This is a genomic window from Burkholderia sp. MSMB1835 (assembly GCF_001526365.1).
Classification (GTDB): domain Bacteria; phylum Pseudomonadota; class Gammaproteobacteria; order Burkholderiales; family Burkholderiaceae; genus Burkholderia.
This window is the reverse complement of the sequence record NZ_LOYP01000048.1, coordinates 73,806-85,845: the sequence shown is the minus strand read 5'-3', so window position 1 is coordinate 85,845 and position 12,040 is coordinate 73,806. Positions and strand designations below refer to the sequence as shown.

Genomic DNA, 12,040 nt, shown 5'->3' with positions numbered 1-12,040 from the left:
ACGCGATTGCTTTCGTCGGGATGCGCGTATGCGGCGACCGGCTGCCGGGCGGCCCCGTCGGGTAAATCGCTGCATGGATGTTTCCGGTTGTTCCGGCGAGTCGCGGATCGAACCCGGTCACGCGGTGCGGGAACGACGGCGACAGGCGACGCGACGGCTGGCCGCCGAGCTCAATCTCCAGCCGGCCCGGGCCGGCTGAAGCGCTGCTCGACTACCTCGGTTCCCCACTGCGTACCCGGGCACTCGCTCGTCAGCGCAAAGCCGAACGACTCGTACAGATGGCGCGCGGCATCGAGCCCCTTGAAGGTGCACAGATAAGTCTCGCGAAACCGGTGATCGTCGACGAAGCGCATCGCCAGCGTCATCAACTGGCGTCCGACGCCCGAGCCGCGCAACGCGTCGTTGACGATGAACCAGCGCAGGTGCGCGACGCCCGTCGCCGGGTCGCCGTCGATCGCGAGCGACGCGAGCGTGCGACCGTCTTCCTGGCACAACCACAGCGCCTTGCCGTCGGCCGGCAGCGCGCCCGCGAACGCGGCCAGCTCGGTCGCCACGCGTTGTTCGAAGAAGGCGCCGAAACCCCAGTGTTCCGCGTAGAAGCGTGCATGCAGGCTGGCGATGTCGCCGATGCAGCCCGGCTGATAGCCCTCGCGAATCGACGGCGTGTCGGCGGGCGCGACGGGCGCCCTGGCCGCGTTGTCCTGGGCGAGCGCATCGGCATACAGCGCGAGCGAACGCAGCAGCGCCTGCTGGTCGGCCGGCATCATGCGGCGCAGCGCATTCGACACCTGGTCGGTCGCGAACGTGTCGATTCGTTTCCGGAGCTTTTTGCCTTCGGCGGTCAGGTACAGCTCGATCGCACGCGCATCCTCGCTCGACACGCGCCGCTCCACGACCCCGGCCGCTTCGAGCCGCGCGAGTTGCCGGCTCGTGTTCGATTTGTCGAGCCGCAGGATGGCGCCGAGATCCTTCGCGTTGATGCCGGGCGCCATCCCGATCTCGAGGATCGCGTGCACGGCCGACGGCGCCCAGTCGCTGTCGGCCAGCGTCGCCCGCATGAAGCCGAGCTCGCGCACCAGTTTGCGCGAGAAGTCGCGCAGCTCGAGGATGGTCGCGTCGCGCGGCTTGGCCGGCGCGTCGATGAGGTCCATGAACGGCTCCTGAAAGGTTGCGTATCGCAATCAATAATAGTTGCGGGTCGCAACCTTGGCAAGGCGGATTTTGAGGGCGCGCCGGTGTTTCGGGGGCGGTGCTTCCGTGCGGTCGACGGTCAACCGGACGAGGCGCGGGGGGCGAACCGGGGCGGGGCGCGCCGGTGTTTCGGGGGTGGTGCTTCCGTGCGATCGACGGTCAACCGGACGAGGCGCGGGGGGCGAACCGGGGCGGGGCGCGACTGGTATTGAAGCGGATGGCCGGGCATGGAGAAGCGGCCGCATACTGGGCGGACCGGTCGATCTGCGGGCAGGATCGCCGGCCGATCGTCGATCGACGACCGCGGACTATGGAGATCACCATGAACAAGCTGTTGCCGACGATGATCGCGTTGCTTGCCGGGGGCAGCATCGCGGCGCCGCCGCTCCACGCGGCCGGCACCATGGATGCGCCGCCGTGCAGCGCCGCGCATGCGGCGGATCGCGGTGGCGGGAACGTCGCGATGCCGGGCGCGTCGGTCCGCAGCTTCTCGAGCGCCGGCTGTTCGGGCGCGGTGTTGCAGGGCGACCGGGCCACCGCGGTCGTCGACGGCGACCGGGTCGAGTTGCGCGACGGGGTCGTCTATGTGAACGGACGATCCTACGGCGCGGTCACGCCCGCGCAGACGGTCGAATACGAGGCCGCGCGCGAGCGGCGCACGTTGAAGGTCGACGGAAAGATCCGCGCGCCGCTGCGCTGACGTTTGCCGGTTCGGCGCGCCGCCATGGGGTTTCCCGATCGGCGCGCCGGCGCCTTCAACTTGCCAATGCGCGCCTGTTCGACCTGCGTCAGCCGGCCGTCGCTGAGCCGCACTTTGCGCACGACCCACGCCGCATCGACGCACGGCAGCACGGCTCGCGCAGTTCGCTCGGTTTGCGCGGCGGCGTCGGGCCGTACGACAGCCGATCGCCGGTGTCGATTCAATTCAATTCGCGATTCGTTTCGGGCTACAGATTTTCGATTGCACGATCCGAACGAATACGACCGTCCTTTTCTGCAACGGGGCGGCATCGACTCGGTTCGTTTCCCGAGGCCGGTGCGACGCAGCGCCGGCCCGGGCGCGACTCAGGACGTGGCGACCGTGGCCGCCGCGTCGGCCGGACTGCCCGGCGGCTGGCCGGTTTGCCGGCGCGACCGGCCCGAGCTCAGGTATGCGGCGATCGAATCCTGCGTGATCTCGCCGAGCCACGCCCCGTCGGCGTCGAGCACCGGCATCCACGACATGCTGTACTGGTACATCTTCGACAGCACGATGCGCAGGTTGTCGTCCGCCGCGACGCCGGCCGGGAACGGCGTCACGCGTTCGCCGCACACGCCGCCGTCGGTGCGTGCCGCGCGGCGCGTCACGTAACCGAGCGCCCGGCCCGCATCGTCGAGCACGGTCAGGTAGCGGCAGTCGGTTTCGTCCATCACCGCCAGCGCGTGCGCGAGCGGCGTATCGACGCGCGCCGTTTCGGGCTGCGTGGCGGCGTCGCCGGCCTTCACGAGCAGCAGGCGCTTGAGCGTGCTGTCCTGACCGACGAACTGCGCGACGAACTCGTCGCGCGGGCGGGCGAGCAGCGTGTCGGGGTGATCGTACTGAACGAGCTGGCCGCGCCGGAACACGGCGATGCGATCGCCCAGCTTGATCGCTTCGTCGATGTCGTGGCTCACCATGATCACGGTCTTGTTCAGTTGCCGCTGCATCTGGAAGAACTCGTTCTGGATCGATTCGCGATTGATCGGATCGACCGCACCGAACGGCTCGTCCATCAGCAGCACGGGCGGATCGGCGGCCAGCGCGCGAATCACGCCGATGCGCTGCTGCTGCCCGCCCGACAGCTCGCGCGGATAGCGTTTCAGGTACAGCTTCGGATCGAGCGCGACCATCGACATCAGGTCGCGCGCGCGTTCGGCGCAGCGCTTCTTGTCCCAGCCGAGCAGGCGCGGCACGACGGTGATGTTCTCCTCGATCGTCATGTTCGGGAACAGCCCGATCTGCTGGATCACGTAGCCGATGTGGCGCCGCAGGTCGACTTCGTCCAGTTGCGCCGTATCCTCGCCGTTGATGAGCACGCGGCCCGACGTCGCGGCGATCAGCCGGTTGATCATCTTGAGCGTGGTGGTCTTGCCGCAGCCCGACGGGCCGAGGAACACGCAGATTTCCCCTTCGGGCACCGACAGGCTCACGGAGTCGACCGCGCGCACGGCCTGGCCATCCTTGCGCGTGAAAGTCTTGGTCAGTTTGTCGAGTTCGATCATGTCTTCTGCACTCCCTTCGGTGTCAATGCACGTTGCAGCATCTGCAGCAGCCGGTCGGCGACGATCGCGAGCAGGCTCACGAGCACCGCGCCCACCAGCAGTTTCATCATGCTGCTCTGCCCGATCGCACGCAGGATCAGCGTGCCGAGGCCGCCCGCGCCGATCACGGCGGCGATCGTCATCACGCCGATGTTCATCACGACGGCGGTGCGCACGCCCGCGAGAATCACGGGCACCGCCAGCGGCAAGTCGACGAGACGCAGGCGCTGCCACGACGTCATGCCGATGCCGGTGCCGGCTTCCTTGATCCCCGCATCCACGTTGTGCAAGGCGAGGTAGGTGTTGCGCATGATCGGCAGCAGCGAGTAGAGGAACACGGCGGTGATCGCGGGCGCGGCGCCGATGCCCTGGCCGAAGCGCGAGAAGAACGGGATCATCAGGCCGAACAGCGCGATGGACGGCAACGTGAGCACGAGCGTGGCGAGGCCGAGCAGCGGCCCCGCGAGCCAGTCGTGACGATTGATCAGGATACCGAGCGGTACGCCGGCGACGATCGCGCAGCCCACGGCGATCGCGACGAGCCATACGTGCTGCAGCGTGAGCTGCAGCAGCTCGGGCCAGCTCGAAGCGAGATAGTCGAATACGCTCATCGGTCCTCCTTCAAGGTAGCGGGTGGGCGCGCAGGAACGCATCGGCGACGTCGCGCGGCGATCGGCCGTCGAGATCGACCGCCTTGGCCATCGCCTGCATCGCGTCGTTGTCGAGCACGGCCGACAGCGCGTTGAGTTGCGTCGCGAGCTTCGGATTGCGCTCCAGCGTGCCCTTGCGGACCACGGGCGTCGCGTTGTACGGCGGGAAGAAGTGCCTGTCGTCCTCGAGCGGCACGATGCCGAAGCCCTTCACGCGTCCGTCGGTCGTGTAGACGAGGCCGATCTGCAACTGGTCGTTGTGCAGGGCCGTATAGACGAGCCCCGGATCCATCTGTTTCAGTTGGGCGCGGCCGAACTGCATGCCGTAGGCGGCGAGCAGCGGCTTCAGGCCGTCGGGACGGTTCGCGAATTCCGCGTCCATGCCGAATACGTAATGCTTCGCGGCCGGATCGTGCTTCAGGTGCTCGGCGAGCTGCGACACCGTCCGGATGCCGGTAGCCTGCGCGAGCCGGCTCGGCAGGCCGATCGCGTAGGTGTCGTTGAGCGGCGACGCATCGAGCCACATGAGCCCGCGCGGCACGTCGAGCGCCTTGACGCGCCGGTACATTTCGTCGGGCGACAGCTTGTCCTGGATCTTGTTGTAGACGAGCGCGGCGGTGCCCGTGTAATCCCACATCAGGTCGAACTGGCCGTTCTCCAGCGCGCTGCGTGCGAGCGTACTGCCGAGGCCGGCGCGGACTTCGACGTCGTAGCCGCGCGAGCGCAGGTATTGCGACGTGAGTTCCGCCAGCACGTATTGCTCGGTGAAGTTCTTCGCGCCCAGCACGAGCTTCGCGGCGAATGCCGGGGTGCCGGCCGCGACGCACAGCGCGCCGGCGACGCCCAGGCGCGCGAGCGATCGAAGGATGCGTCGAAGCGTCATGCGGCACCTCCGTGGCGTGCGAGCCAGTGACGGCTGCCGGCCGCGACGACGCCGTCCAGCACCAGTGCGAGGATTGCGGTGAGCGACGCGCCGAGCAGCAGCAGCGGCTGGTTGTCGAGGTAGATGCCCGGGAAGATCAGAGAGCCGAGACTGTCCGCGCCGATCAGATACGCGAGCGGCGCCGTCCCGACGTTGATCGCGAGCGCGGTGCGCACGCCGCCGACGATGATCGGCAGCGCGTGGGGCAGTTCCACGCGAACCAGCGACTGCCAGCCGGTCATGCCGATACCCTTGGCGGCTTCGCGCAGCGCGGCCGGCACGTTCTTCATGCCTTCGTACGCATTGCGCGTGACGGGCAGGAGCGACGCGAGGAACAGCGCGACGATCGCGGGCACGTCGCCGATGCCGAAGATGCCGAGCGCGATGGCCAGCACGGCGAGCGACGGGATCGTGTTGCCGATGTTGAAGACCTGCATGAAACGCTCGGCCTGATGCCGGAATCGCGGCCGGCTCAGCAGCACGCCGGCCGGCACGCCGACGGCGATGGCCAGTGTCATCGAATAGGCGACCAGCAGCATGTGCTGGCCCGCGTAGTAGGCGAGATCGTCCGAGCGCTGATGGAACGTGTCGGCGCCGATGCCGCGCGCCAATGCCCATCCCGCTGCGATGATTGCCACCAGGCTGCCCACCAACTGGACAGTGCGTCGAGTCATGAAGATACGCCTCCTCAATCCGGTGCGGCGCGCGCACGCGCACGCCGCGATGACGCCGAATGGCGTCGCGATGGAAGTTCGTGATCCCGGCATGGCCGCGATTGAACTGACGGAAACAGTGCTGCCGGCTGCACCGAGGTGCGGCTGGCGGTCGGGTGAACGCGACGACGCGTTCGTCTGATTGTCAGGTTCAGCCCGGCGGCGCCGTAACGGCGAGGCGCGTTCGAGCAGGGCGCCGCCTTGTGAGGGCGGCATGGATGCGGGCGGCTCGATGCCGACCGCTGGGGCCGGTGGCCCCTTTGACGTGGCGAAACGGATGCATGCGCAACGAAGTGCGAAATGACATCACGTTGCGCACGAGATCATGCGTTTTGTGATGAAGTTGAGGCGAGTATAGAGCAATCAAATAATTGCGTCTACCGTGGGGAACGATCGCGGCGATGTGTCGCCGGTCGTGCGATAGGGTGGCGCGACGTGCATGTAAATTGATTCGAAGAACGAATCAGTGGGCGAAACCTGCATCGCGACGCGCGATGCGCGAGCGGTTTCGCTTCGTGAAATCGTTATCGCGCGATGCCGGGCTCGTCGCTGCGGCCGGCCGTGCGTTCACCGAAGCGTGATGCCGAATCCTCGAAAGCCGGGCGAAGCGGTAGCGCATCGGGTTATGCGTCGACATCCGACGCCGACCGTGGCGTCTTGCCGGTCCAGCGCCGGTACGCGTGACGAAAGCTGCGCGGCTCGCTGTAGCCGAGCCGCTCGGCGATCGCGGCGACGGTCAACGCTTGATCGTCGAGCAACCGCACGGCTTCGTCGCGACGCACGTCGTCGAGCAGCGACTGGAACGTGATGCCGTCCTTGTCGAGCCGCCTGCGCAGCGTGCGTTCGGTCAGGTGCAGCGCACTGGCGAGCGCCGTCATCGACTTGAAACGCGCGAGGTCGCGCGCCATCAGCTCCTTCGCGCGATCGGCGAAACGCGTGCCGACCGATGCGGCCCACTGCCGTTCGAGCACCTCGCACTGGCCGTGCAGCGCATTGAAGCTGACTTCGTTCGCCAGGCGCGGCGCTTCGGTGCCGTTCACCGACGTGAACACCAGCCGGTTGTCGGCCGCATTGAAGACGACCGGGCAGCCGAAGTGGCGCGCGTAGTCGGCCGCATTGCGCGGCGTGCGGCGCGCGAGCTGCACCTGCTCGGGCCACACCGGCTTGCCGACGAGATCGGACACGATCAGGCGCAGGCTCGCCAGGCACATGTCGGCCTGGAACACCTCGAGATCGGGCTCGCCGTTGTAGCGGCCGATGGTCACGCTCATGCCGCCGGCATGCGCGTCGATGCGCACGTCGAAATACAGCCCCATGAACAGCGGAAACTGGCCCATGCAGCGGAACGCCTGCATCACGGAGCCGCTGATCAGCATCGCGTAGCCGGCGAGACCCAGCGTCGACACATGCAGCCGCGCGCCGATCGACAGCCCGATCGACGGCACGCCGCTGCAGCGCAACAGGTTGCGAAAGCAACGTTGCTCCTGGCCGCGATTCACGTGCAGGTTCGGCGATGCGACTTCGTCCGCGCCGAGGCCGGTGCCTTCGAGCAGCGCGGCGCCGTCGATGTGCCGCACGCGGCACTCGTCCAGCGCGACCGCGATCGCGTGAACCGTGGCGGGAATGTCCTCCTGGCGTCCGGCCGGGCGCGCGAGGCCGAGCGCCGAACGCAGGCTGCGTTCGGCCCGGCTCTGGTTTCGTTGGGAACGACTGTTCATGGTGCCGATGCGGTGACGGGGTCGCACCGAACATAGCCGGAATGTCCGCGAAACGCCAGTGCCGCACAGCAGCATGCAGGGCGGCACGGCACGATGCCCGACCGCGTGTCCGGAAATATCCCTCGATTACGTCCGCTTTTCTCATTCGTCGTCGATTTTTTGGCGCACCACACTTTCTTCCAGTCGTGCTCCGCCGGCCGCGCCGGCCGCACGCGTGTTGAAGTCATGGACGCCACCCACGTGAGGACAGCATGGACAACGACAGGCCAGGTCGAACCGCATCAGCCGCCGCGACGCACGCGTTCGGAACATGCGCGCCGCGCGGCGACACCGACGCACGCAGGCCGCACCTGCTCGGCCTCTCGACGCTGGTGATCTTCGGCCTCGCGTACATGCTGCCGATGACGGTGTTCACGACCTACGGCCTCGTCACGAGCGAGACGAACGGGCATCTGACGGCCGCGTATGCGATCACGCTCATCGCGATGCTGTTCACCGCGCGCAGCTACGGCCACATGGCGCGGCTGATGCCGAGCGCCGGGTCGGCCTATACGTTCGCGAGCCGCAACTTCGGCACGTCGGCCGGCTTCATGGTCGGCTGGGCATTGCTGATGGACTACCTGTTCATCCCGATGATCAGCTACCTCGCGATCGGCATCTACATGAAGCAGATCTTTCCGACGGTGCCGGCCAGCGTGTGGATCGTCGGCAGCATCGCGCTGATCACCGGGCTGAACATCGTCGGCATCCGGCTCGTCAATCGTGTGAACCTGATTCTGATCGCCAGCCAGCTCGTGTTCATCGCGGTGTTCGTCATCGCGTCGGCGCGCGTCGCGGCGGGCGAAGGGCTGTCGATGGCCGTCGCGTTGCCGTCGTCCGGCGATGCGCGCGCGATCTTCGCCGGCTCCGCGATCCTGTGCCTGTCGTTCCTCGGCTTCGATGCGGTCACCACGCTGTCGGAGGAAACGCGCGAGCCGCGGCGCACGGTGCCGCGCGCCATCCTGCTCTGCACCCTCGTAAGCGGCCTGCTGTTCATGCTGATTGCATATGTCGGTCAACTGGTGTTTCCCGACTGGCACGCGTTCAAGGATCTCGATTCGGCGAGCCTCGAACTGATGCGGCGGGTCGGCGGCCGCACGCTGTCGGCGTTCTTCGTCGCGGTGTACGTGGCCGGCTGCTTCGCGAGCGCGATGGCCGGGCAGGCGAGCGTGACGCGCGTGCTGTTCGCGATGGGCCGCGACCGCGTGCTGCCCGAATGCGTGTTCGGCCATGTGCATGCGCGGTTGCGCACGCCGGTGCGCGCGACGCTCGCGGTCGGCGTCGTGTCGCTGTCCGCGCTGTTCATCACGCTCGATCTCGCGTCGACGATGATCAGTTTCGGCGCGCTCGTCGCGTTCGCGATCGTGAACCTGTGCGTGATGCGCAGCTATCTGGGCCGGCCCGAGCATCGCCATGCAGCGGGCTGGATCGCGTATGGCCTGATGCCGGCGATCGGCTTCGCGATGAGCGTGTGGCTCTGGTCGGGGCTGTCGCGCCAGACGTTCTACGTCGGCATCGGCTGGCTCGCGCTCGGGCTCTGCCAGCTCGTCTGGCTGACGCGCGGCTTCACGCGGCCGGCGCCGACGCTGTCGATGAATTGAATGACCGGCTGCGCGATGCCGGTTTTGAAACCCTGAAGGAGGAGTGATCCATGAACGCTGTTGACGTCAATCTCGATGCGGACCTGCAGGCGCTCGGCAAGCGCCATCTGCTGATGCACTTCACGCATGCCGATGCATACCGCGAGAACGCGCTGACCGTGTTCGAGCGCGGCGAAGGCTGCTGGCTCGTCGACCGCAACGGCAAGCGCTATTTCGACGGGCTGGCCGGGCTCTATTGCGTGCAGGTCGGCTACAGCCACGGCGCGGAGATCGGCGATGCGATCCGCGAGCAGATGGTGCGGCTGCCGTTCGCGACCAACTGGGGCGTCGGCCACGAACCGGCGATCCGGCTTGCGCAGCAGCTCGCGGCGCTCGCGCCCGAGGGCCTGAACCGCGTGTTCTTCACGTCGAGCGGCTCGGAGTCGAACGAATCGGCGATCAAGCTGGTGCGCCAGTATCACCAGTCGCGCGGCGAGCCGCAGCGGCGCAAGTTCATCGCGCGGCGCGTCGCGTATCACGGCACGTCGTTCGGCGCGCTCGCGTTGAACGGGATGACGAATTTCCGCAAGCATTTCGAGCCGCTGATGTCGGGCGTGCGGCACGTGGGCAACACGAAGCGCTACGGCCGCCCGGCCGGCGAGACGGAAGCGCAGTTCACGCGCCATCTGCTCGACGAGATCGAATCGCTGATCGTGCAGGAAGGGCCGGACACGGTCGCCGCGATCGTCGTCGAGCCGTTGCAGAACGCGGGCGGCAGCCTGACGCCGCCGGCCGGCTACGCGGCCGGGCTGCGCGACATCTGCGACCGGCACGGCGTGCTGCTCGTGGCCGACGAGGTGATCTGCGGGTTCGGGCGGCTCGGCGAGTACTTCGGGTCGGCGCGCTACGGGCTGAAGCCGGACATCATCACGTTCGCGAAAGGCATCGCGTCGGGCTACGTACCGCTCGGCGGCGTGATCGCGAGCGATGCGGTCGTCGACACGGTGCTCGACGGGCCGCAGCAGATGTTCCTGCACGGCGCGACCTACGGCGGCCATCCGGTCGCATGCACGGCCGCGCTCGCGAACCTCGCGATCATGGAGCGCGAAGGCGTGCTCGCGAACGTTCGCGACAACGAAGCAGTGTTTCGCCGGACGCTCGACGAGCTGCTGGAGCTGCCGTGCGTGGGCGACGTGCGCGGCGACGGCTATCACTACTCGCTCGAACTCGTGACCGACAAGGCCGCGCGCCGCTGGGCGGCCGGCATCGGCGCGCAGGCGTTCGTGTCGACGATGCTCGCGCCGGCGATCTTCGACGCGGGGCTGCTGTGCCGCGCGGGTGTCGATCACGAAGGCACGCCGATCGTGCAGTTTTCGCCGCCGCTCGTGATGTCGCGCGACGAGATCGTGTGGTTCGTCGCGCAGATCCGCGACATCCTCGTCGATACCTATGCACGGGCGACGCGCTGAGCGCGACATCCTTCCTTTCAGGAGTATTCGATGCGAACGTCACAACAGTCCTATATCGACGGCCAGTGGCGCGATCCAGCCGATGCGCGATCGATCGACGTGATCGATCCGGCCACCGCGCGACCGTATGCACAGCTTGCGATCGGCGATGCGGCCGATGTCGATCGCGCGGTTGGTGCGGCGAAGCAGGCCTTCGATACCTATTCGCGCTGGTCGGTGGACGAGCGCGTCGCGCTGCTGAAGCGCGTGCTCGAGATCTACCAGCGCCGCTACGAAGAAGTCGCGCAGACGATCAGCCAGGAGATGGGTGCGCCGATCGCGTTCGCGCGCGCGATGCAGGCTGCGGTCGGCACCGCGCATCTCGAACAGACGATCCGCGCGCTGCAGTCGTTCCGCTTCAACACGCAGACCGGTTCGCTGCTGGTGTCGCACGAGCCGATCGGCGTATGCGCGCTGATCACGCCGTGGAACTGGCCGATCAACCAGATCGTGTGCAAGGTCGCGCCGGCGCTCGCGGCCGGTTGCACGATGGTGCTCAAGCCGAGCGAGATCGCGCCGTTCAGCGCGATCCTGTTCGCGGAGATCCTGCATGAAGCCGGCGTGCCGCCCGGCGTGTTCAACCTCGTGCACGGCTACGGACATGAAGTGGGCGACGCGCTGTCGCGGCATCCGGACGTCGACATGGTGTCGTTCACGGGCTCGACACGCGCGGGCGTCGAGGTCGCGAAGGCGGCCGCCGATACCGTGAAGCGCGTGCACCAGGAACTCGGCAGCAAGAGTCCGAACCTGATCCTGCCCGACGCGGACATCGACGATGCCGTCACGCGCGGCGTGCGCAGTTGCTTCAGCAACAGCGGCCAGTCGTGCAACGCGCCGACGCGCATGCTGGTGCACGTCGATCATCTGGCGCGGGCCGAGCAGGCGGCGCGCCGGGAAGCGGAACGCACGGTCGTCGGCGATCCGCGTTCGACGGAAACCGGCATCGGGCCGGTGATCAGCCGCACGCAGTTCGATCGTATCCAGCATTTCATCCGCCTCGGGATCGAAGAGGGTGCGACGCTCGTCGCCGGCGGTCCCGGCCGGCCGGAGGGGCTCGCGGACGGGTTCTACGTGCGGCCGACGGTGTTTTCGAACGTCGCGCCGGGCATGGCGATCGCAACCGAGGAAATCTTCGGGCCGGTGTTGTCGATCATGACCTACCGGACCGAGGACGAGGCCGTCGCGCTCGCGAACGATTCGGTCTACGGGCTCGCGGCCTACGTGCAGTCGAAGGACCTCGAACGCGCGCGGCGGGTCGCGGCGCGCTTGCGCGTCGGCAACGTCCACATCAACTACCCGGCATGGAACCCGGCCGCGCCGTTCGGCGGCTACAAGCGCTCGGGGAACGGCCGCGAGTATGCGGAGTTCGGCCTCGTCGAGTATCTGGAAACGAAGGGGACGACCGGGTATACGGAAGGCGACGCGCGATGACGACCTGA

At 67.6% G+C, this 12,040-nt stretch carries 11 protein-coding genes; 5 read left to right on the top strand and 6 right to left on the bottom strand.

All coding sequences use genetic code 11. The features are described from left to right. Nucleotides 1-170 precede the first annotated feature (170 nt). The gene (locus tag WS96_RS21525) at nucleotides 171-1,151 is read right to left on the bottom strand and encodes a bifunctional helix-turn-helix transcriptional regulator/GNAT family N-acetyltransferase (RefSeq protein WP_059835222.1); all 981 of its coding nucleotides are present in this window, start codon (nucleotides 1,149-1,151) and stop codon (nucleotides 171-173) included. A gap of 248 nt (nucleotides 1,152-1,399) precedes the next feature. On the opposite strand from WS96_RS21525, the gene WS96_RS21520 reads away from it, so the two are divergent. Further along, the gene (locus WS96_RS21520) at nucleotides 1,400-1,891 is read left to right on the top strand and encodes a sugar ABC transporter ATPase (RefSeq protein ID WP_373557910.1); all 492 of its coding nucleotides are present in this window, start codon (nucleotides 1,400-1,402) and stop codon (nucleotides 1,889-1,891) included. A gap of 365 nt (nucleotides 1,892-2,256) precedes the next feature. Here the strand turns inward: WS96_RS21520 and WS96_RS21515 are convergent, their stop codons facing one another. From WS96_RS21515 to WS96_RS21500, 4 genes are read right to left on the bottom strand one after another with little or no spacing between them, the layout of a single operon-like run. Then, nucleotides 2,257-3,432, bottom strand: a complete 1,176-nt coding sequence (locus WS96_RS21515) for an ABC transporter ATP-binding protein (RefSeq protein ID WP_059835220.1) — start codon at nucleotides 3,430-3,432, stop codon at nucleotides 2,257-2,259. Next, a complete protein-coding gene (locus WS96_RS21510) occupies nucleotides 3,429-4,082 on the bottom strand; it encodes an ABC transporter permease (protein ID WP_034208907.1) in 654 nt (217 codons plus the stop codon). The genes WS96_RS21515 and WS96_RS21510 overlap by 4 nt, the downstream gene beginning before the upstream one ends. Nucleotides 4,083-4,092: 10 nt before the next feature. After that, entirely contained in the window at nucleotides 4,093-5,004 is a 912-nt protein-coding gene (locus WS96_RS21505) for a glycine betaine ABC transporter substrate-binding protein (RefSeq protein ID WP_059835218.1), read from the bottom strand. Beyond that, nucleotides 5,001-5,717 carry an ABC transporter permease gene (locus tag WS96_RS21500; RefSeq protein ID WP_034208909.1) on the bottom strand — a complete coding sequence of 239 codons (717 nt, stop codon included), beginning with the start codon at nucleotides 5,715-5,717 and terminating at the stop codon, nucleotides 5,001-5,003. The genes WS96_RS21505 and WS96_RS21500 overlap by 4 nt, the downstream gene beginning before the upstream one ends. On the opposite strand from WS96_RS21500, the gene WS96_RS21495 reads away from it, so the two are divergent. Then, nucleotides 5,716-5,898, top strand: a complete 183-nt coding sequence (locus tag WS96_RS21495; protein ID WP_059498731.1) for a hypothetical protein — start codon at nucleotides 5,716-5,718, stop codon at nucleotides 5,896-5,898. The two genes, WS96_RS21500 and WS96_RS21495, sit on opposite strands and share 2 nt — an antisense overlap. Before the next feature lie 481 nt (nucleotides 5,899-6,379). Here WS96_RS21495 and WS96_RS21490 read toward each other — a convergent pair whose 3' ends face one another. Beyond that, nucleotides 6,380-7,474, bottom strand: a complete 1,095-nt coding sequence (locus WS96_RS21490) for an AraC family transcriptional regulator (RefSeq protein WP_059835216.1) — start codon at nucleotides 7,472-7,474, stop codon at nucleotides 6,380-6,382. A gap of 251 nt (nucleotides 7,475-7,725) precedes the next feature. Between WS96_RS21490 and WS96_RS21485 the strand changes: the two genes are divergently transcribed. From WS96_RS21485 to WS96_RS21475, 3 genes are read left to right on the top strand one after another with little or no spacing between them, the layout of a single operon-like run. Next, nucleotides 7,726-9,114, top strand: a complete 1,389-nt coding sequence (locus WS96_RS21485; RefSeq protein ID WP_059835214.1) for an APC family permease — start codon at nucleotides 7,726-7,728, stop codon at nucleotides 9,112-9,114. Between the two features lie 50 nt (nucleotides 9,115-9,164). Then, nucleotides 9,165-10,562, top strand: coding sequence for an aspartate aminotransferase family protein (locus WS96_RS21480; RefSeq protein ID WP_059835213.1), 1,398 nt, complete (start codon nucleotides 9,165-9,167; stop codon nucleotides 10,560-10,562). Nucleotides 10,563-10,592: 30 nt separating this feature from the next. Beyond that, nucleotides 10,593-12,032 (top strand): aldehyde dehydrogenase family protein, encoded by a 1,440-nt coding sequence (locus tag WS96_RS21475; RefSeq protein ID WP_059835211.1) that lies wholly within the window; start codon nucleotides 10,593-10,595, stop codon nucleotides 12,030-12,032. Nucleotides 12,033-12,040 lie beyond the last annotated feature (8 nt).